Annotated in this window: 17 protein-coding genes; 13 read left to right on the top strand and 4 right to left on the bottom strand. The window is 59.7% G+C overall.

From position 1 onward, the window contains the following. Nucleotides 1–52 precede the first annotated feature (52 nt). The 7 genes from INT12_RS08665 (at nucleotide 53) to INT12_RS08635 (ending at nucleotide 7,581) form a co-directional block, all read left to right on the top strand. Nucleotides 53–1,345, top strand: coding sequence for an NAD(P)/FAD-dependent oxidoreductase (locus tag INT12_RS08665; protein ID WP_193039657.1), 1,293 nt, complete (start codon nucleotides 53–55; stop codon nucleotides 1,343–1,345). 34 nt (nucleotides 1,346–1,379) lie between these two features. Continuing rightward, on the top strand, nucleotides 1,380–2,228 hold the full coding sequence (locus INT12_RS08660; protein WP_193039658.1) for an alpha/beta fold hydrolase: 849 nt from the start codon (nucleotides 1,380–1,382) through the stop codon (nucleotides 2,226–2,228). A gap of 221 nt (nucleotides 2,229–2,449) precedes the next feature. Beyond that, nucleotides 2,450–4,579: a TonB-dependent siderophore receptor gene (locus tag INT12_RS08655; protein WP_193039659.1), complete on the top strand. Its 2,130-nt coding sequence runs from the start codon at nucleotides 2,450–2,452 to the stop codon at nucleotides 4,577–4,579. Nucleotides 4,580–4,829: 250 nt separating this feature from the next. After that, nucleotides 4,830–5,189: a response regulator gene (locus tag INT12_RS08650; protein ID WP_017846984.1), complete on the top strand. Its 360-nt coding sequence runs from the start codon at nucleotides 4,830–4,832 to the stop codon at nucleotides 5,187–5,189. Then, on the top strand, nucleotides 5,189–5,800 hold the full coding sequence (locus INT12_RS08645) for a chemotaxis protein CheC (protein WP_017846985.1): 612 nt from the start codon (nucleotides 5,189–5,191) through the stop codon (nucleotides 5,798–5,800). Before INT12_RS08650 ends, INT12_RS08645 begins: the two co-directional genes overlap by 1 nt. A 12-nt stretch (nucleotides 5,801–5,812) precedes the next feature. Next, on the top strand, nucleotides 5,813–7,141 hold the full coding sequence (locus tag INT12_RS08640; protein WP_017846986.1) for an ATP-binding protein: 1,329 nt from the start codon (nucleotides 5,813–5,815) through the stop codon (nucleotides 7,139–7,141). Between the two features lie 2 nt (nucleotides 7,142–7,143). Next, a complete protein-coding gene (locus INT12_RS08635) occupies nucleotides 7,144–7,581 on the top strand; it encodes a response regulator (protein WP_017846987.1) in 438 nt (145 codons plus the stop codon). 21 nt (nucleotides 7,582–7,602) lie between these two features. On the opposite strand, the gene INT12_RS08630 is transcribed toward INT12_RS08635, so the two are convergent. The 4 genes from INT12_RS08630 to INT12_RS08615 form a co-directional block, all read right to left on the bottom strand. Continuing rightward, entirely contained in the window at nucleotides 7,603–8,409 is an 807-nt protein-coding gene (locus INT12_RS08630) for a CheR family methyltransferase (RefSeq protein WP_017846988.1), read from the bottom strand. 21 nt (nucleotides 8,410–8,430) lie between these two features. Next, nucleotides 8,431–8,964 (bottom strand): chemotaxis protein CheW, encoded by a 534-nt coding sequence (locus INT12_RS08625; RefSeq protein ID WP_102618299.1) that lies wholly within the window; start codon nucleotides 8,962–8,964, stop codon nucleotides 8,431–8,433. A 42-nt stretch (nucleotides 8,965–9,006) separates the two neighbouring features. Next, nucleotides 9,007–10,662, bottom strand: a complete 1,656-nt coding sequence (locus INT12_RS08620) for a methyl-accepting chemotaxis protein (RefSeq protein ID WP_193039660.1) — start codon at nucleotides 10,660–10,662, stop codon at nucleotides 9,007–9,009. A 574-nt stretch (nucleotides 10,663–11,236) separates the two neighbouring features. After that, nucleotides 11,237–11,860, bottom strand: coding sequence for a hypothetical protein (locus INT12_RS08615; RefSeq protein WP_193039661.1), 624 nt, complete (start codon nucleotides 11,858–11,860; stop codon nucleotides 11,237–11,239). A 435-nt stretch (nucleotides 11,861–12,295) separates the two neighbouring features. On the opposite strand from INT12_RS08615, the gene INT12_RS08610 reads away from it, so the two are divergent. The 6 genes from INT12_RS08610 to INT12_RS08585 all read left to right on the top strand — a co-directional run bounded on the left by INT12_RS08610 (nucleotide 12,296) and on the right by INT12_RS08585 (nucleotide 20,046). Continuing rightward, nucleotides 12,296–15,190 carry a PAS domain S-box protein gene (locus tag INT12_RS08610; protein ID WP_226926076.1) on the top strand — a complete coding sequence of 965 codons (2,895 nt, stop codon included), beginning with the start codon at nucleotides 12,296–12,298 and terminating at the stop codon, nucleotides 15,188–15,190. Then, nucleotides 15,190–15,819, top strand: coding sequence for a response regulator (locus INT12_RS08605; RefSeq protein ID WP_017846992.1), 630 nt, complete (start codon nucleotides 15,190–15,192; stop codon nucleotides 15,817–15,819). Before INT12_RS08610 ends, INT12_RS08605 begins: the two co-directional genes overlap by 1 nt. A 70-nt stretch (nucleotides 15,820–15,889) precedes the next feature. Beyond that, complete coding sequence (locus INT12_RS08600) at nucleotides 15,890–17,167, top strand: methyl-accepting chemotaxis protein (protein ID WP_081610152.1); 1,278 nt, start codon at nucleotides 15,890–15,892, stop codon at nucleotides 17,165–17,167. Nucleotides 17,168–17,180: 13 nt separating this feature from the next. After that, a complete protein-coding gene (locus INT12_RS08595; RefSeq protein WP_017846994.1) occupies nucleotides 17,181–17,549 on the top strand; it encodes a response regulator in 369 nt (122 codons plus the stop codon). A 33-nt stretch (nucleotides 17,550–17,582) separates the two neighbouring features. Continuing rightward, nucleotides 17,583–17,900 carry a lipid asymmetry maintenance protein MlaB gene (locus INT12_RS08590; RefSeq protein ID WP_017846995.1) on the top strand — a complete coding sequence of 106 codons (318 nt, stop codon included), beginning with the start codon at nucleotides 17,583–17,585 and terminating at the stop codon, nucleotides 17,898–17,900. A 4-nt stretch (nucleotides 17,901–17,904) separates the two neighbouring features. Continuing rightward, nucleotides 17,905–20,046: a chemotaxis protein CheA gene (locus INT12_RS08585; RefSeq protein ID WP_193039663.1), complete on the top strand. Its 2,142-nt coding sequence runs from the start codon at nucleotides 17,905–17,907 to the stop codon at nucleotides 20,044–20,046. Nucleotides 20,047–20,057 lie beyond the last annotated feature (11 nt).

Below are 20,057 nucleotides of genomic sequence, written 5' to 3'. Positions count from 1 at the left end.
ACGCGGCCGTGCGCTTGCGCGGCCGACCTCAATCGCTCACAGAGTCTTGATCATGGCCCCGACTATAGCGCCCGTGAACACGTCAACTACGTTCCCCTTCGCGACGTCCGTCGTCATTATTGGCGGCGGGATCATCGGCTTGACGGCTGCGCTGACATTGGCCGAACGCAATATCGCGGTGGTGGTGCTGGAAAAAGGCCGTATCGCCGGCGAGCAGTCCTCACGCAACCTCGGCTGGGTACGCAAGACCAGCCGGCACGCCGCCGATATCCCCCTGGCCCTCGCCGCAGATCGCTTGTGGGCGCAGATGCCTGAGCGGGTCGGCGCCGACGTCGGGTATCGGCAAGAGGGCATCATGTTCCTGGGCCGCAACGAGGCGCAGATGGCGATGCATGAAAGCTGGCTGAAATCGGTCGAACATCTGTCCCTCGACTCGCGGTTGCTGAGCCAGCGCGAGATCGCGCAACGGGTGCCGGGCGGCGTGGCTGACTGGGCCGGCGGTATCTTTACGCCATCCGATGCGCGGGCCGAGCCGACCCTGGCCAGCAGTGCGATCGCCAAGGCGGCCATGGCCAAGGGCGTGGTGATCATCGAGCAGTGTGCGGTGCGTACACTGCAGATGTCCGCCGGTAAGGTCAGTGGGGTGGTCACTGAAAAGGGTGAGATTCGCTGCGATCAGGTATTGCTGGCCGGGGGGATGTGGTCGCGGCGCTTTTTGGGCAACCTCGGCGTGGCGTTGCCGACCTTGGCCTTGACCTGTTCGGTGCTGCGCACACATCCGATGGACGGGCCTACGGAAATCGCCGTGGGCGCGCCGGACTTTTCCTTTCGCAAGCATAAGGACGGCGGTTTCATCATTACCCAACGCGGCAAATTGGACGCCTACCTGACCCTCGATCACCTGTTGCTCGCCAAGCAATACATGCCGCAGTTTCGCGCGCAGCGCAGCGTGTTGAACGTGTCGCTGGGCAAGTATTTCTTTAACGACCTGGCGCTGGCCCGGCGTTGGTCGGCCGACAGTATCAGCCCGTTCGAACGGGTGCGGGTGCAGGACCCGGCCGCCAACCCGCGGCTCAACAACGATGCGATGAACAACCTCAAGGCCGCCTGGCCGGTATTCGAGCAGGCGCGGATTGCCCAGGCCTGGGCGGGCACCATCGACGTGACGCCGGACTCGAACCCGGTGATTGGGCCGGTCACGCAAATTCCCGGGTTGACCGTCGCCACCGGTTTCTCGGGGCACGGTTTCGGTACCTCGCCGGCGGCCGGCCATCTGGCGGCGGATATCGTCAGCGGGCATACCCCGATCATCGATCCGAGCCCGTATCGTTTCGATCGTTTCTAAGCCGGCCCAAGCCCAGCCTTCATGGAGCACAACGATGTCGCCTGCCAGCTGTTTTTTTACTAATCGCACAGGCTTGCGCCTGCATTTTCTGCAATGGGGCGAGCCGAGCGGCGAGCCTCTGGTTCTGCTGCACGGCTTGCGGGCCTATGCGCAGACCTGGGAGTCGCTGGTGCAGGCGTTGGGCCCCGGTTACTGCGTTTACGCCCTGGACCAGCGCGGTCGCGGGTTGAGCGATTGGGCCACGCCGAGTAGCTACCACACGCAATCTTATGTGGAGGATGTGGAGGACTTCGTCGCCCACCTCGGTTTGCAACGCTTCGTGTTGCTGGGGCATTCGCTGGGTGGCGCCAATGCCCTTGAATATGCACGGCAAAACCCAGGGCGTTTGCACGGGCTGATCATCGAAGACATCGGTCCCGGCTCTTCGAGCCAGGGCGACGGCGCGGCGCGTATTCGCCGTGAAATGAGCCAGACGCCGTTGCACTTCGACAGCTGGGCGAGCGCCCGCGCTTTCTGGCAGGCGTCGCGCCCGGGCTTGTCGGAACAGGGCCTTGCTTCCAGGCTGGCGCATTCGATGAAAGAGCACGAAGGGCTGATCAGTTGGCGGCACGATCAGCAAGGCATCGCCGAGGCGCGCCTGAGCATCGAGCCGACCGACCTGTGGCCGGCGGTGCGGGCCTTGGACTGCCCGACGCTGTTCATTCGTGGCGGGCGTTCGGACTTCCTGCCCACCGCGACGCTGCAGGCGATGCGTGACAGCAATCGGCAGGTGCAGACGGTGGAAGTCGCGCACGCCAGTCACTATGTCCACGACGATCAGGGCGAGACGTTCAACCGGCTGGTCGCTGACTTTCTCGCCAGCCTCACGACTCCGAGCCCATGAAGGCAAGCGCCAGCACTGCCGTGGCAGGCGGCCATGGCAAAAGCGAACCACTCTAACGAGTGGTTTTTTTTGCCTGGATTTTTACGCGGTTGATACAAAGCTGATACGCGAAAAACAGTTAATGAGAATCCATGTCATGCGCGAATGGTTTGGTATATCATGCGCCGCGAATTCTTGGCAGGTTTGCCTGCGCGTCGGCTCATCCATGAGGTCCAACATCCATGCGTCACACCCTGATTTCCCTCTGCGTGCTTCAGGCGTTTACTCCTTTTGCCTGGGCGCAGGTTGCCGCCTCTGAACAAAGCAGCCTCGAGTTGCAGGCGACCACGGTCACCGGCGAAATGGACTACGAGACGGCTCAAGGGCCGGTCAAGGGCTACCGCGCGACACGTTCAGCCAGTGCGACCCGTACCGACACTTCGATTCATGAAACGCCGCAGTCCATCAGCGTAGTGCCCAAGGACGTGGTCGAGGACATTGGTGCGACTCGCCTGCAGGAAGCCCTGGACTACGCGGGCGGCGTCGGCCGGGCGAACAACTTCGGCGGGCAAGGGCTTACCAGCTTCACCGTGCGGGGCTTTACCACTGCCGAGTTCTACCGCAACGGTTTCCCGATCAACCGCGGCTACCCGAGCATGCCCGACGCCAACAGCATCGAGCGCCTTGAAGTGCTGCGCGGGCCGGCGACCATGCTGTATGGCCGTGGCGATCCCGGTGGCACCTTCAACGTGGTATCCAAGCAGCCGCTGGCCGAGCCCACGGTCACGCTGGGTAGCCAATTGAATGACCAGGGCATGAAGCGCGGCACCCTCGATGCGTCCGGCCCGCTGGATGAGCAAGGCGCGCTGGCCTATCGTCTGAACGTGGTGGGCGAGGGCGGCGACACCTTCCGCGACCATGTCTCGAGCGAACGCTACGGCGTGACCCCGGTGTTGACCTGGCAGGCCAATGACGCCACCAAGGTGATCTTCGAAGGCGACTTCATGCGTAACAATCGCCCGCTGGATCGCGGCCTGACACGCTTCGCCAACCAGCGTGGGACGCCGTCCCGTGACACCTTCTGGGGCGAGAAGTACGCCGGCGACCTGCACAACGATAACAACATGGCCCAGCTGCGCTTCGAACATCTGCTCAACGACAACTGGACCCTGGGCGGTGGTTTCCAGTGGCTGGACGGGACGATGAAGGGCAATGGTGTCGAGGCCAACGGCGCGACCAGCCTGGATGCCGATGGCCGCACACTTCAGCGCAACTTCAACTACCGCAAGCTGGAATGGACTGACAAGGACTACCAACTCAACCTGACCGGGCACTTTTCCACCGGCGGCTTTGATCACACCTTGCTCACTGGCATCGAATACGAAGACTACGACTACAAGTCGATCATCCAGCGTTCCGCCGTCTTGGCGGGGACCTTTCCGATCGATATCTACAACCCGGTCTACGGCCAGCCTCGTCCGGCGCTGACCCGCACGCCGACGCACGATAAAGAAAACCTCAAGACCTACGCGGCCTTCGTTCAGGACCAGGTGGCACTGACCGAGCGCTTGAGAGTCCTCGCCGGTGCGCGCTTCGAGCGCTTCGAGCACGAGTACGAATCCTACGTTGCCAAAAGCTGGAACGCCGCCGACAACGCCGTCACCCCGCGCGTCGGCGTGATGTATGACCTCACCGACACCGTCGCGCTCTACGCGGATGCCGCGCGCTCGTTCAAGCCCAACACCGGCGCCAGTCGTCAGGGCGGCGGGTTCGATCCGGAGAAGGGCAAGTCCTACGAGATGGGCGTGAAGTGGGAAGCGCTTGACCGACAGCTGAGCGTCGATGCGGCGATCTACCAGATCGAGAAGAAAAATGTCCAGGGTCTCGACCCCTTTAACTCCGACTTCAATGTCGCGACGGGCCAGGTCCGCAGCCGCGGCTTTGATCTGAACGTGGCCGGCAACCTGACGCCCGAGTGGCGGATGATCGGCGGCTATGCCTATGTGGATGCCGCCGTCACCAAGGACACCACTGTCCGTACCGGAACGCGTTTGGCCAACATTCCGCGCAATAGCTTCAGCCTGCTCAACGTGTATGAGTTCCAGGATGGCGCGCTCAAAGGCTTGGGCCTCGGCGCCGGTGGCAAATACGTGGCCGAGCGTGCCGGGCAGACGGCCAACAACACGTTCGCGATGGACGCTTACACGGTCGTCGACCTGCTCGGTTACTACAAGGTCAACGAAAAGGTCAGGCTCAACCTGGACGTGAAGAACCTGTTCAATCGCGAGTACGAAGAGGGCTCGTTCTTGAACTTCTACGCCTACCCTGGCGAGCCGCGCACGGTGCAAGTGGGTATTTCCTACACTCTGTAGCGCGGTCAGCGCCCGGCGCGATGTGCCTCGTCGGTTGATCCGGTGGTATGCCGGGCGAAGATCACGCTCCACACTTTTTGGCGGCCTGTAGGGAAACCCCTACAGGCTCCGAAAATCCCTCGCGCAATATCAGGATTGGATGATGGCTCTTTGCTAGATGTCGGGTTAGAGTGATTAAAAGGTTCTTGCGAATCTTCGTTTCTGCGACCCCTCCCGAGGCTGCAGGACACTTCATAATGTGGAGTGCATCATGAAAGTCCTAATCGCTGATGACTCATCCATGTCCCGCAAGCTGGTCTTGCGTTCCCTGCCAGAATCACTGACCGAAGATGTTCGCCAGGCCTGTAACGGTGCCGAGGTGATGGAGGCGTATCACGCCGGTTTGGTGGACCTGCTTTTTCTCGACCTGACCATGCCGGTCATGGATGGCTTCCAGACCCTTGAGGCGCTCAAGCGCGAGGACGCGAATGTGGTTGTCGTGGTGATCAGCGCCGACATCCAGCCGCTGGCCAGGCAGCGCGTATCCGATCTGGGCGCTGCTGCATTCGTCGCCAAGCCGGTTACGGCGCAAGCTGTACTCAATGCCTTGCACGTCATAGGGGTACTTTGATGGAAACCTTGGCCGCGCTAACCGAAGACCAACGTGACGCCTTGCAGGAATTGATGAACATTGCCATGGGGCAGGCCGCCGAACGACTGGCCCGGCTGACCAACACCATGGTTACGCTTTCGGTTCCTTTCATTCACCCTCTGATCCGGGAGCAGGACAACCTGTTGATTCCGGACCATCTTCGTCGAAGCTCCATGATCGTCACCCGTCAGTCGTTCCTGGGGGAGCTACGCGGAGAGGTGTTCGTTTGCTTTGGTTCCATGGGGGCCGACAAGCTCGCCGAATTGCTCGGCTATAGCGACGGCGGCCCTGCGCAGCAGGAAGAACTGATGCTGGATGTCACCAACATCCTGTCCGGCGCCTGCATCAGTGGCCTGGCCAAGCAGGTGGCGATACAAGTGAGCTACGACGCGCCGTCGATTCTGGTCCACAGAGAAGAGTCCACGAACGCACTGGATGAATTGAACCTGAACGAACACCTGGCGATGGTGTTGGAAATCCGTTTCGAGGTGCAGGCTCATCAATTCTCCTGCGACCTGCTGATCTGTATCACCGAACGTACAGCAGGCGTTGTGGTCCGGGCCATCGATCGCTTGCTCTATGAGCTTTGAAGGGGCGTCTTCATGACAGACAACAAGGCAATTTCCCGGGAAACCCTTGAGTCGATGCTCAAGGCCATCAACATGGGCGTGCTGCTGGTCGACCATGACTGCAAAGTGCTGTTCTCCAACCACTTCATGTCCATCAACAGCGGCCGCAGCGCCGAAGAGCTCGTCGGTCGCACGCTGTTCGAAGTGTTTCCGGAACTGCCCGAGGTCTGGACCCGGCAGAAGATCAACAGCGTCGTCACGCTGCAGAACTTTGCGTTCACCTCCTGGCAGCAACGGCCGCATCTGTTCAACTTCGAAAGCACCCGGCCGATCAGTGGCTTGGTCGGGCACATGTATCAGAACTGCACCTTCTTCCCGGTGCAGGACGCCGATGGTGGCAGTCTGGGGGTGGGCCTGGCGATAAGCGATACGACCGACACCGCTGCCCGCCAACTCGAACTGACGCACCTCAACGAGTTGCTGGAAGAGGAAAAGAGCGCCCAGGCGCTGCTGATCGCACGGCTCGAGGAGGCTCAGGCGCAGTTGCTGCAGTCCGAGAAAATGGCTGCGATTGGCCAGCTTGCGGCGGGCGTGGCCCACGAGATCAATAACCCGATCGGCTTTGTGTGCTCCAACGTCAACAGCCTGCGGCGTTACCTGGTGGATCTTTTCGCATTGCTCGACGCCTACGAACAGGCCAGTGACGAAAAACATGCGCAGGCTCATCCCGAGCTTGCGGCCATGCGGGACAAGGCGGATTACGACTTCATGCGGCAGGACATCGACGAGCTGATCGTCGAGTCGGTCGAGGGGCTGGACCGGGTCACTCGTATCGTCAAGGACCTGCGCGAGTTCTCCCATGTCGACAGTTACGAATGGCAGTTGGCCGATCTGCACAAGGGGCTGGATAGCACCCTCAACGTTATCTGGAACGAGATCAAGTTCAAGGCTCAGGTGATCAAGCGCTACGGCGATATCGAGCCTATCGAGTGCATGGGCTCGCAGATCAATCAGGTGTTCTTGAATCTGCTCATCAATGCGAGCCATGCCGTGGGCGTTGATGGCGAAATCATCATCAACAGTGGCAGGGAAGACGGCGGTGTGTTCGTCGAGGTCGTCGACAACGGTCACGGCATCCCGCTGGACATCCAGAACCGGATATTCGAACCGTTCTTCACCACCAAGCCGGTAGGCATGGGCTCGGGCCTGGGCCTGTCGCTGTCGTACAGCATCATCGTCAAGCACCATGGAAGGCTCACCGTCGAAAGTGAACCGGGCCGGGGCAGTTGCTTCCGCGCGTGGCTCCCGTTACGTCAGCCCCAGGTACAGGCCCACGCTACCTCTGCCGTTGAAGGATGCTGAGCATGAACACCACCGAGTTGAGCGAAAAACGCTACACCGTCATGCTGGTGGACGACGAAGAAAGTATCCTCAACAGCCTGCGCCGCTTGCTGCGTGGCAAGCCTTACGATTTGCTGCTGGCCACCAGTGGCGCGCAGGCGCTGAGCCTTTTCGAACTGCACCCCATAGACCTGATCGTCTGCGACGCGCGCATGCCGTTCATGGACGGCCCGACCCTGCTCCGTGAGGTGCATAAGCGCGATCCGCACTGCATGAATATCCTGCTGACCGGTTATGCCGACATGAGCATGATCACGCAGGCACTCAGCGATGGGTACATTTTCCGCTACATCAGCAAACCCTGGAAGGATGAAGAGCTTCAGCTCACCCTCGATGAGGCTTTGGAAATGCAATGTGTGCTGCGTGAACGTGACAACCCGAAGAAGCTCATCAGCGAATAGTGGCTCGACAGCTTCGGCGCCTCACGGTTTTTGATAAATCGAAGGCGCCACCAGCTTGAACGCATCGCTGACGCCGTTCAGGCTTTCCGAATGGCTGATCATGAAATAGCCGCCACGTCGCAGGAATGGGAGCAGGCGACTGACCACTTTTCGCTTGGTCTCCTGATCAAAGTAAATCATCACGTTGCGCAGGAAAATCACATCGAATTCGCCCAGTTGGGGCAGGGTTTCGATCAGGTTGACTTGTACGAAACTGACCCGCTGGCGCAGGGATTTATCGATCAGGAAGGTGCCTTCCTGCTGGCCGATGCCCTTGAGGCAGTATCGACTGAGCAAGGACTGCGGCAGTCTGTTCGCGCGTTCCATCGGGTAATGCCCGTTCCGGGCCTTGGCCAGTACCTGGGTGCTGATGTCCGATCCGATGACCTCCCAGGGCGTGCTGCGCAGGGTTTCGGCAAGGGTCATGGCCAGGCTGTAAGGTTCTTCGCCCGAGGAGCTGGCCGCGCTCCACACCCTGAAGGTCTTGCCTGGCGACGCGAAGGGCAATACCCGTTCGCGCAGGAACTCGAAATGCTTGGGTTCACGAAAGAAATACGTTTCGTTGGTGGTCAACAGGTCCAGGGCGAACTGCAGTTCGTCGGGGTTCTCCTTGCCCATTATCATTTTGAAATACGCGCCGTAGCTCTCCAGTTCATGGAACTGCAGGCGCTTGAACAGACGCCCGGCAACCAGGGCTTTTTTCATGGGTGACAAGTGGATGCCCGCTGCACCATAGAGCCAGGACTGGAACTGGGTGAATTCACGATCTTCAAGATTGATCTGTTTCAATCCGAACTCCTTGTTCGTGACTTACAGGTCCTGGAGGCTGGGGCTGTCACCGGCGTCCGCCAGTTGAGACATTTCATCCATCGATAACACCTTGTCCACCTGCAAAACGATGACGAACGTGCCGGCGACCTTGGCCATGCCGCTGATGAAGTCAGGGCGAATGCGCGCGCCAAAGCTGGGGGCCGGCTTGATCTCGTCCGCCGGAATTTCCAGTACCTCTGACACACTGTCCACCAGAAGCCCGATATCCTGGGCCTGGTGGTCCTCGCTGCTGGCTTCGAGGATCACCACACAGCTGCGTCGATTCACCTTCGTGCATGGCTGCCCGAACCGTGCCTTGAGGTCCAGCACCGGCACCACGGCACCTCGCAGGTTAAGCACGCCGCGCACGAAGTCGGGCATCATCGGCACCGGAGTCACGTGTCCGTACTCGATGATTTCCTTGATGCCCTGGATATCGATGGCGAACATTTCGCCGCCCAGCAGGAGCGTCAGGTACTGCGCCTCCTGCTTTTGAATCGCCGTCGGCTGTCGGGTATCGGTTAACGCGCCCATGTCGCTCTCCTGCATGAAAAAAGCACCGCGTCCGGTTTGCGCTTAGAACCGCGTGAACTCGCTTTCGTCGGGGCCTGCGCTCTTGAGGAAGGTTTTGTGCGGGACCGCTCGCGGTGCCCGCGCCATCGCACGCGATACGCTGCTTGCCTGGCTGGATTTGCCCAGTGTGACGTTCGATGCCTGATCGCCTGCGTCCAGCCTGAAAAAACTCATGGCCTGCTGCAACTGTTCGGCCTGGGTACTCATTTCTTCGGCGGTGGAAGCGAGCTCTTCGCTGCTGGAGGCATTTTGCTGAGTGACCTGGTTGAGTTGGTTCATCGCCGAATTGATCTGCGCCACGCCGGCTGCCTGTTCTTCGGAGGCGGCCGTGATTTCCTGGACCAGATCGGAGGTCTTGTTGATCGACGGCAGCATCTCACCAAGCAGATGGCCGGCCCGTTCGGCCATTTCGACACTGCTGGTGGACAGCTCGCCTATTTCCAGAGCGGCCACCTGGCTGCGCTCGGCCAGTTTGCGCACTTCGGCCGCCACCACCGCGAAGCCCTTGCCATGTTCGCCGGCTCGCGCCGCTTCGATGGCGGCGTTCAAGGCCAGCAAGTTGGTCTGGTAGGCAATGTCATCGATGATGCTGATGCGTTGCGCGATTTTTTTCATCGCCTGCACCGTCTGCTGAACAGAGTCGCCGCCGTCTCCTGCTTCCTTGGCTGCCTTGCTGGCCATGCCGTCGGTTATTTTGGCGTTCTCGGTGTTCTGGTTAATGCTGGCACTCATTTGTTCGATGGACGCACTGGTTTCTTCGACGCTTGCGGCTTGTTGGCTGGTGGTCTGGCTGATGGCCTGGGCGGTAGCGCTGACTTCCTCCGACGCGCTGGCCAGACCGTCGGCGGCATTGCGCACCTCACCGATAATCTGCGAAAGCTTGCCGACCATGGCCTGCATCGCCGTGAGCACACGCCCGGTTTCGTCCTTGGAGCCACCTTCGATCTTCACGGCCAGGTTACCTTCGGCCAGTTGGCTGGCCACATCCACGGCCCTTTTCAGCGGGGTGGAAATGATGCGTGAAATAAACAACGCCAGCGCGATACCCACCAGCAAAGCCACGAGTACCGCGGCGATGATGGACAGTCGCGCATTGGCGTAGATTTCGTTACCGCGTTGATTGGCTGCCGTGGCTCCGGCGTCGTTGAGGTCGACGAGTTTTACCAAGTCGCTGGAGATCTGTTCGAAGTCCCGTTTCGAATCCCCTTTGAGAATGACACTGGTCTGTTCCTTCAAACCCTGCCGCGACTCGGCCAACAGGTTCTTGCTGGTATTGAGGTAGCTGTTCCAGTTGGTCTTGAGCGTATCGAACAACGCCTGTTCCACCGGGCTTGAGATCAGCTCTTTTTCATAGCGCGCCATGCGGGTCTCGACTTCCTTGCGGGCATCGACGATCTCCTGTTCATATTGCGCCTGTTCCGTCGGGCTGTCGGCCATCAGATAGCGCAGTTCCGTGACCCGATAGTTGGCGACAAAAAAACGAATGCCGGAGACAACCCGTACCGAAGGCAACCAGTTGTCGCGCATTTCAGTGGCAGTTTCGTTAACCAGGCCCAACTGGATGATGGCGAACACGCCCGTCATGGCCGTCAGCACCAGCACCAGCAAGAACGAAGTGATGAGCTTGGTAGCTATCCTTAAATCGTAGAACCATTTCATTGAAAGGCCTCTCCATGTGCGGTGCGGTTGGCTGAATTGCCGGGTTTGCTATCGTTCGAGGAATAAACAGCGGTTTGCCCAGGCGTTTGCTGGGCGCGTTGCCTGGTTGTCGGCGCGCCAGTCGCTCAATAGCAGGGCGCATGCGCCACAGGCAGCGGGTACGAGCGGTAAGCGGAAAAAAGTGCGAGCCTGAGGAAGCGGCTGCAAGTTGCTGTATGACGACATAGGTTCCTCCCTGAATCAGTAAATAGCGATCCTTCTCACATCAGCCTATCGGCTCGGGCCAAGATCAACTTGAGCGCAGAACAGGTCAGTCGTCGGTCAGCGGTAAAATAATTCGGTTTTACCGGGGCGGTAAGTAAGGGCTGTAATAAAAAACGGCCAGGCAGCGGTGGTTTATATAATCGGTAGACGACTGGCGCAGGCGTGGCGTTATATAAATAGCGCGCAATCGCCGCGTGCGAGTCCTTCAACGTCATGATTGCCTCCTGGTTTCTTTGTCCTATCCAGGTTTCTAAAGCCTTGGAACTCATAGGTTTTTCTATCAAGTAACGCTGCAGAACTTCTTGGTTTTCTACACCTTCTGCAACGACTCGGTAGCCGATATTTTGAAGTTATGCAGAATACGTTCGCAAATTTGCTCAGGGCCCGGCTCATTCATTGAGAATGAAGCCGAATCGCGTCGGACTGATTTTATAAAGCAAGCAATTATTGGGTAGCACTTTTGTAGGCGCGACGTTATCGCCAGGATCAAGTCTTGTGCACAGATATAACCCGGTGCCTTGACTATATCGTTGAGGACTTTCGGCATAATGACGTCGACTGCGTCAATCTCGCATGCGCTGTTTACCCGGACCGTTTGATGTATATGTTCCTCAAACCTCAATCGATTAAACAACCCGGTGGGTTGGTCTACGAAGTTACGAGCGCGCCTGTTGCAGATACGCATCATGACCCGTTCAGCGAAGTCATTGAGCATGCCTCTGTCCAACTCGCTCATGGGCGCGCGCGTGACAGTGTCAATAATGCAGAGCTCATCGACGATTGAGGCCCGCGTGACCGGCGCGTTGAAGTACGCCGAGGTGATTGCGGCGATTTTGTCGAAGACTTCGTCGGAGTCGCTGCCCACGGGGCAAAATTTGGCGACCTCTTTTAGCCTTTCAGCTTCATTCGACGGAATAGGAGCGCCTTCGCCCATGATGACCCTCGCAATTGCTTGGTTCTACCTACAAGGTATCAGGTGATGATGTCATTATGATATCATTTTTTCGTTCGCTGCAAGGCTCAAAGGTCTGCGCCTCGGCGGTGCGGGTGAGCATAGACAAGAAGTGATGCAAAACCCGCGGCCGCCCATGTGTATTGACTTGGATCATCTCCTGTAGCGCCTTCTCTTCTATCGTGCTGCAGCTCTTCGAAGCCTGATATTGGGCTACAGTTCGAGCAAAGGATTGAGTCGTGGGTCTGAAGGCGCTTTAACGCGAGACAGACAAGTTGGCGGTGAGGGTCCGTGCTCTCGTAAAAAGGTCAATGTTCAGGCGTTTCCGATTTCCAGCGCTGCGTAGAAGGTTGCTAGGCGTTTTACCCGCCTTGCAAATATCGTTAAGTCCGTTCAACGACCGAGGGCACAGGGATGATGGCTCGCGACGCACAGGCAGTGGCTGACGACGATACGTTGCGAACCCTCGAGAGTGTGCTCGGCTGTCTGTCCATTGCGGTTGTGGCGCTGGACCGCGCCGCTCGGGTTGTCGCCGGCAATTCCGCGTTCGCCCATCTGCAAGTTCAAAATGGCGTTTCTCCGACAGCGGGCGGCGAGTTCATCGCCCTCCTGCGGCCCGAAGACCATGGGCTGTTTTATGCCGCGCTAGAAACGGCCGCAGGGAACACGCGGGCTGGTTTCGCGGCATTGAGCAGAGGAGCGTGCGGGCTGGACTTCTCCCTGACGCTGTGGCGCGATGCGTATTTTATTGTCGAGGTCGTTGCCCGCCAGGGCGCGTCGGCCCCGCCATCCGAAACCGAAAGCTACGCGCAGATCCCGCTCAGGTCGATTTTCGATTCCTCCGGTACCGGCCTGGCGCTGGTGTCGCTGGACGGTCGTTGGCTACGGGCCAATGGCGTCATTTGCACATTGCTTGGGTATAGCGAAGCGCAGTTGCAAACCACCACGTTCATGGCACTGACCCACCCCGAGGACCGCGAGGTCGGCAAGCAGTTGATCGACGAACTCAAGCGCGGTGCGAGGTCAGGCGCGACGTTGCATAAACGCTATATCCATCGCGACGGGCGGGTGGTGTGGGCGCGGTTGACCGTGGGAATGGTGCGGGACGATCAGGGGCAGCCGCTCTGCTTTGTGTCCCAACTGGAGGACATCACCGAGAACTGGCAGCTGCGCGAAACGCTGGTGGGCAGCGAACTCAAATTTCTCACCCTCGCGGAAAGTTCACCCAACATCATCGTTCGCTACAACCGCAACCTGTTGCGCACTTACGTCAACCCGGCCTTTTTGCGCTTGACCGGCATGTCTTATGACGAGTCGATAGGCGGGAGCCCCGACGAGGACGCGGGTGACTATATCAACCAGCTGCGCCATGTCGTTGCGACGGGCGAAACCGCGCAATTCCTCGACAGTTGGACCTTCGCGGACAGTACCGAGTTGGTCAGTTGTGCGGTCAGCCTGACGGCCGAGCGCAGCCCGACAGGCGAGGTGATCGGCGTGTTGGCGCTGGCCCACGACATTACCGAGTTGTGCAAGCAACAGGTCCTGGAAGACGCGCGCTTGGGGATTTTCGAAAAAATGGCGACAGGCGCGCCCCTGGAGGAAACGCTCGGGCTCCTGGTGGACTATCTGCAATTGGCCTTGCCCCATCGGTCCTGCCGGGTGCAGCTGGTAGCGCCGCTCGGCACCGGCGCGGTGATGAATACGGCGTCTGCCGTAGGCTGGTCCGAGCCGATCGTGGACAAACAAGGCCACGTCCTCGGCACTTTCGAGTTGTCTCAGTCGTCCGGCACCGGGCCGGATGAGAGCGACATCCTGCGCGTGCGCCAGACCTGTCATATTGCGGCGATCGCGATCGAACGCTGGCAATCAGAGTCGTTGCTCCGCGAGCGCGAGCGTCGTTACCGTGACATTTTCGACCACACCCTGGACATGCTTTGCCTGCTGGAAATGACGGCGGTCGGTTGCCTGCGTTGTGTCGAGGTCAACCCGGCGTTGTTGCGCGCGCTGGGCAAACCGCATGCCGACGTTATCGGTGAGCCGCTGGAGTTGATCTTTGGTCGGTTGGGCGCGCAAAAAATCCAGGCGCTTTGTGAGCAATGCACAACCGCCGGGCGGGTGGTTGAGTCGGATGAGGGCATGGTGCTTCGCAACGAAGTCCGTCAACTGCACTTTACGCTGGTGCCGGTGGCGGATTCAGGGCGTGTGGCGGCACGGATATTGGTGATCAGCCGCGACATTACCCTGTTGATCAGGGCCCGGCAGAAAGAACTCGGACGCCAGCACGACATCAGCGCACTGGTCGAAAACAGCCCGGACGCTATCGCTCGGTTGAGTGCTCATGGCGAAGTGCTCTACGTCAATGCGCAGCTGCGAAGATGGGTGGGCGGGGCCTGGCCGGAACTGATGGGCATGCCCATGGACGCGGTGGCGCCGCTGAACCACCAGTCTCAGCTGTTTCGCGAATTGGTGGCCCAAGTGATTCAGGAAAATAAAGCGACGGAGCAGGAGTTTCTGCTCTCGGGGTTGAAGAGCGCACCCAAAGTGGTACTGATCCACTTTGTTCCAGAGGTCGACGGCCAGCGGGTCGTGAGTGTGCTGGCGGTGGGGCGCGATATTTCCAGGCTGCGGGCTGCCGAGCGGCGCCTGGCCAACTCCAATGCACAATTGCGCGATCTGTCGACCCGTCGCGAAACGGCGCGGGAAGAGGAGCGCAAACTGATCGCCAGGGAGATCCATGATGAGCTGGGCCAGCACTTGACGGCACTGCGCATGGGGATATCACTGTTGAGGTTTCAATTCGGCGCCTCGACGCCCGAGCTGACCCCGCAGGTCGAGCGGCTGATGGTGCTGACCGACAAGACGATCCAGGTCGTGCGTGATGTCTCCACCAGCCTGCGACCGTCCGCGTTAAACCTGGGGCTGGTTTCCGGTCTTGAGTGGCTGACCACCGAGTTCGTCACCTTGACCCGGGTTCCCTGTGTGTTACACCTGCCGTCGATTCCCCTGATGCTCCCCGATACCCACGTCACCGCCGCGTTTCGCATCGTGCAGGAGTCGTTGACCAATATCGCGCGTTACGCCGAAGCGACACAGGTCAGCGTCACCCTGAGCCCGCAGGAAACCAACTGGCTGCTGGAGGTCCAGGATAATGGCAAGGGGTTTGACCCCGACGCCGTCACCCGGCAGACCCTGGGGTTGGCCGGGATGCGTGAGCGTGGCCTGATGTTGGGCGGCAAAGTGATTGTTTTCAGCCATCCCGGACAGGGCACAACAGTCCAGGCATTCATTCCGATGCACAAGGATACGTATTAATGATTCGCATGCTGATCGCCGATGACCACACCATCATGCGCGAAGGGCTCAAGCAGTTGTTCATGCTGGTCGCCGATGTCCAGGTGGTGGCCGAAGCCGAGAGTGGCACGCAAGTGATCGAGCTGTTGCGCCAGGTCGAGATCGACCTGCTGCTGCTCGATATGAACATGCCGGGTATCAGCGGCGAAATCCTGATCGCCCGCCTGCATACCCAGTACCCGGAGCTGCCGATCCTGGTGTTGAGCATGCATAACGAAATCCACATTGCGCAACGCGCACTGCGCGCTGGTGCGCTCGGCTACCTCACCAAGGACCGCGACCCCGAGACCCTGTTGGTTGCCATGCGACGAGTGGCCAGCGGCCAACGTTACCTGGACCCGGCGCTGGCAGAGCAGATTGCCCTGCAAAGCAGTGGCCTGAAGCAACAGACCTACGTTGAAAGCCTGTCCGATCGCGAGTTTCAGATTCTGCGCTTGCTGGCTCATGGCATGAGCGTCAACCAGATCGCCGAACAGTTGGTCATCAGCAACAAGACGGTCAGCACCCACAAGACCCGGCTCATGGAAAAGATGGGGTTCGGCTCTACGGCGGACATTGTGCGCTTCGCCATGACCTTGGGTATTTCGTGAGCAACCCCCTTGTGTAGGGATTTTCCTACCTTGGTTGCCGGTATCCCTACCCTGGAATAGGGATGGTCCGATGGCCGTGGTGCCATTATTGGGCCAGTATCCCTCTCAAGCAATCGAACTGCCGATCAACCGGCGACGAGATGCTTCGATTGGGAGACAGACCGTGAGCGAACAGACCACACCCCCCTCGGCTGCTTTGATAGTGTTTCCGGTCGCCTTGGCCGGTCTGCTCGGAGGCCTTGCGGTTGCCTACAGCAATGACTTCAGCGCATGGGCTGTGGCGGCAGGGGGCGCGTTGTTGGCGCTGTGCGTTGGCTTGGGCCTTTGGGCAAACAGATGCTTTCAGGCGCATTGCAACAGCCTGCAACGCCAGCTCGATCAGCCGCCCGAGGTCTCGGCGACATTGGCCGTCGATAACGGCCTGGCAGACGTGTGCCTCAGCGTGCTTCCCGTTTGGTCCAGGCAGATCGAAGCCGCGCGCGTGATCAGCGAAACGTCCATCCTCAAGCTCAGCGAACGTTTTGGCACGCTGTCATCGAACATCAGCCACAGCGTGGCCAGCAACGGCGGGCAAGATGCTTCCCAGCAATTGGTCGACTTGCTGGAAGTCGGCCAGCGCGACCTCAATTCCATCGTGCTGGCCCTGCGCTCCGCGCTCTCCAATAAAGAGAGCGAACTCAAAGAAGTCCTGCAGCTCTCCGGCTTCACCGAACAACTTCAGCAGATGGCCAAGTTTGTCGGTGACATCGCCAGTCAAACCAACCTGCTTGCCCTCAACGCCGCCATCGAGGCCGCGCGCGCCGGTGAGGCGGGGCGAGGTTTTGCGGTGGTCGCCGATGAAGTGCGCAAGCTGTCGAGTATGTCCGGCGAGACCGGGCGCAAGATCAGTGAAACCGTGAATACCGTCAATGCGGCCATTGCCCGCACGGTGCAAATGTCCCGCCACCACGCTGAACAAGACACCTTGACCCTTGCGGATTCGGAGCGTGTGGTCTCGCAGGTCATCGAACATTTTCGCGGTACCGCCCAGACCCTCGTGCGCAACAGCCATGACCTGCAACAGCAGAGCGCCAACGTCGCCGACGAGATTGCCCAGGTGCTGGTTGCCTTGCAGTTCCAGGACCGCGTCAGCCAGATGTTGACGCTGATTACCCGCGACCTGGACAAGCTCCAGCAGCAATTGGACGAGCGCCAGGCATCGAGCCTGAGCGGGCATACCCTCAGCCCGATGGTCAGTGATCGTTGGCTGCAAGAGCTTTCAACGGCCTACACCATGCCGGAGCAACACGCTATCCATGGCGGTAACACGCACGCCAAGTCCGATGACAGCGAAATCACCTTTTTCTAGAGGAGCTTTTCCGATGAGCAAAACCATTCTGATCGTCGACGACTCTGCCTCCATCCGGCAGGTGGTCAGCATCACTCTCAAAGGCGCGGGTTATGACGTGATCGAAGGCTGTGATGGCAAAGATGCGCTGAGCAAACTGGACGGACGCAAAATCCACCTGATTGTCAGTGACGTGAACATGCCCAACATGGACGGCTTCAGCTTCGTCAAGGCGGCCAAGTTATTGCCGGCCTACAAGTTCACGCCGGTCATCATGCTGACCACCGAGGCCAGTGATGCGATGAAGCAGCAAGGCCAGGCCTCCGGTGCCAAGGCGTGGATGGTCAAGCCCTTTCAGCCAGCGCAAATGCTCACTGCCGTCTCCAAGTTGATCCTGCCATAGCAATGACCAGCGACCGCTGGCCAGGAGGTTTCCATGAAAAGCACCGTACCGATGCTACGTCGAATCCAGGTCATGGAAGGCCCCCTGACGATCTACACCGCCACTGAACAAAAAGACCTGTTGTTGTCGTTGTTTCCGCTGGCGCATGAGGTTGAGTTGGACTTGTCCAATGTCGACGAACTGGACAGCGCCGGTCTGCAATTGTTGATCCTCATCAAACGCGAGTCGCTCAAGGACGGAACACAGCTGTTGCTGAGCAACCCGAGCGCGACCGTAATCGAAGCAATACGGCTCAGCGGTCTTGACGACTACTTCGCCAATCCGCTTTTCGCCCAGTCGCTTGGAGCATGATCGTATGGCCCAGCCCATGAACATGGATGACGTGCTGCAGACTTTCATTGCCGAGAGTCGCGAGCTCCTGCTGCAAATGGAAGACGCACTGCTGCAGATCGAGAGGTCGCCGCAGGACCTCGACACCATCAACGGCTTGTTCCGCGTGGCCCACACCATCAAAGGCTCGGCCGGCTTGTTTGGCTTGATGCCCATCGTTGAGTTCACCCATGTCGCCGAAAGCGTCCTGGACCGGGTCCGCAGCCTGGAAGTGCGCGTCGACGAGGCATTGAGTGCGTTGTTCCTCGATGCCCGTGACCATATCGGCCAGTTGATCGACCTGCTGGCCGAGGATGGCAACCTTGACCGATTGGACGAACCGCTGCGGGTCCAGGGCCAATGCCTGGGCGAGCGGCTCGCGCAGTACCTGGAAGGCTCGGTGCCGAGCGCTTCGCCCGCTCCAGCCACGCAGCCGGCGGACGAGCCGGGCGCAAGTCCCGGCCACTGGCACTTGTCCCTGCGCTTTGGTCCGGATGTATTGCGCAACGGCATGGACCCGCTGGCGTTCCTGCGTTACCTGAGCACGTTGGGGCAGTTGCTGCATACCGTCACACTGTGCGAGGGGTTGCCGCCGTTTGCGTCGATGGACCCGGAAACCAACTACCTGGGCTTTGAACTCGCGCTGCTCAGCGATGCCTCGCGGGAGGTCATCGACGGAGCCTTTGATTTTGTGCGCGATGACGCGCTCGTCCAGATCCTTGCACCGCAAGCCTCTGTCCAAGCCTGTCGCGCGCATCTCGACGGATTGCCGGAAGACAATGCCGTGCTGCTTGAGCTGCTGGTGCGTTGCGGCACATTGACGGAGTCCCAGGCCCTGCTCGTCACCCAGGAGGGTGAGCAAGTTCCGGTCGAGATGCGCGGCGAGCTGGACGCACCACCCGATTCAGTCGCGCCGTTGATCAAGGCCGGCAAGGGTGCGGCGAGCAACGAAGGCAACCTGATCCGCGTCGATGCCGCCAAGCTGGACCAACTGATCAACCTGGTTGGCGAGCTGATCATCGCCGGTGCCGGAGCCAACCTGGTGGCAGTGCGTAGCGGGATTGGCGAGATGATCGAAGCCACCAGCCTGTTATCGCGCTTGGTGGAAGAGGTGCGTGACTCGGCACTGACCCTGCGCATGGTGCAGATCGGCGCGACATTCACGCGCTTCCAGCGGGTGGTGCGCGACGTCTCCAAGGAACTGGGCAAGGACATCGTGCTGCAGATCGGCGGTGGCGAGACCGAGTTGGACAAGACCGTCGTCGAACGTATCGGCGACCCGTTGACGCACTTGGTGCGCAACGCCATGGACCATGGCATCGAGGCCGTGTCGACGCGCCTTCAACGGGGCAAGCCGGCCCAGGGCACGGTACGCCTGAATGCCTACCACGAGTCCGGCAGTATCGTGATCGAAGTGTCGGACGACGGCGGTGGCCTGGCCAAGGACAAAATCCTGGCCAAGGCCCGCGAGCGTGGCCTGGTGGGGGACGGCCAGCTACCGGCGGATAAAGACATCCTGAACTTGATTTTCGAGCCGGGCTTCTCCACCGCCGACCAGGTCAGCAACCTGTCCGGCCGCGGGGTGGGCATGGATGTGGTCAAGCGCAATATCACCGCGTTGCGCGGCAGCGTGAGCCTCGAGAGCGAAGAAGGGCAGGGCACAACGGTACGGATTCGTCTGCCGCTGACCCTGGCAATCATCGACGGCTTTCTGATCGGGGTGGGCAAGGCCTCTTATGTCATCCCGTTGAACATGGTGGAGGAGTGCATCGAACTGGCGCCTGGACAGGGCGCAGACACCGGCTACCTGGACCTGCGTGGAGATGTGCTGCCGATCCTGCGCCTGCGGGACATGTTCGATGTGCAAGAACCCCGAGGCAGTCGAGAAAACGTGGTCGTCGTGCAATACGCCGGCCTGCGTGCTGGCTTGGTGGTCGATCGCTTGCAGGGGGAGTTTCAAACCGTGATCAAGCCATTGGGCAAAGTGTTTGGTGAGGCCCATGGGCTCGGCGGGTTCACCATCCTTGGCAGTGGAGCCGTCGCCCTGATTCTGGATATACCCAATTTGTTAGGACACGTTGCCAAGGACGCCACCCACCGTTCGATCCCAAGTCCGTTATCGACTTAATGAGCGTCATC

This window comes from Pseudomonas sp. K8, from assembly GCF_014889455.1.
In the GTDB taxonomy this organism is placed as follows: domain Bacteria; phylum Pseudomonadota; class Gammaproteobacteria; order Pseudomonadales; family Pseudomonadaceae; genus Aquipseudomonas; species Aquipseudomonas veronii.
Note: the sequence above shows the minus strand (reverse complement) of the source record. Positions and strands in the feature narration are given on the sequence as shown.